The following is a 992-nucleotide window of genomic DNA, read 5'->3' as shown; positions in this document are numbered from 1 at the left end:
TCGCGAAACTCGGCCGTGTACTTCGGGGTTCGCTTCTTCGATTCCATAAGGGTCATCCTCTGAGAGTTTTACCCTCTCGGAAACCCGGGACGGTTCACCTTGGTCGGCCCCATGGGCAACAGATGCACCCATTCGGGCGCGTCGTGACCGGTCAGTTCCCGGTCACAGATTGCGGTCGCGGCGCGTTCCATCGGTTACGCCCCCAAATAGGGAGAAACGATCAGTTCGGCGGTATCCTGCCAGACATTGGTTGCCCCGGATGCATCACGTTCGGCATTGAGGATTTCCAAGGCCTTTTCTTCCAGTTGCGGCGGGACCACGAGGGTAGTGGGCGTGACGCCAAGGATACGCCCGCCATCGCTTTTGAAGCCCATCATGGCCGCGCGGGCGGCGGCGTAGTTTTCACCGCTCAGGACGGCCTTACTGCCAAAGGCCAGTTGCCAAAGGCCGAACCCGGCGTTGACCCGTGCTTTCACGCCATAGATGTATTCATCGTTCATGAAGACATGCGGGTTGGTCGCGCCCGTCATGGCTTGGAAGTCATGGTTTTCACGTTCCTGCCAGATGGTCGGGCGCACCTCCCGCGATGTGTCCAGCAAGAACCAAGGCGGCTCGGTGCCGTCCTGCATGTTGCTGACAGTGACTTCGTTGTCATCGGCGTCTTTGATGGGGTGGTCCGTGTCAAAGAAGTTCTGGCCATCGAAGCCGGTCTCGGAAAACCCTCGCGCCAGCAGTCCCATGACCATTTCTTCGGGATGGCGGCGGGCCAATTGCCCCATTTCGGAGAAACTGGGTTTGTAGACCCCATACCGGTCATCCGCCAGATCGTTGCGCTGGATCGAAACCGTGCTTTCAAAATCGCGGTTCACGATGGTGAAAGAGTGCGCCTCTAGCAGGCTGCTTCTGTGGTTGCCGCCCGTAGTGCAAGAAATTTCTGACCGTTCGAGCATGTGATCGAGTGCGAACTTCTGTGAGGCCTCAGTATGCGGCAT

General features: G+C 58.4%; 1 protein-coding gene. It reads right to left on the bottom strand.

Annotated elements, in window-relative coordinates; translation table 11 throughout:
* Positions 1-194: 194 nt before the first annotated feature.
* A partial coding sequence (locus tag ACH107_RS33155; RefSeq protein ID WP_412509835.1) for a Mu-like prophage major head subunit gpT family protein occupies positions 195-992 on the bottom strand: 798 nt, incomplete at its 5' end.

This window comes from Roseovarius halophilus (ex Wu et al. 2025), from assembly GCF_047086965.1.
This window is presented reverse-complemented; position numbering and strand designations above follow the sequence as displayed.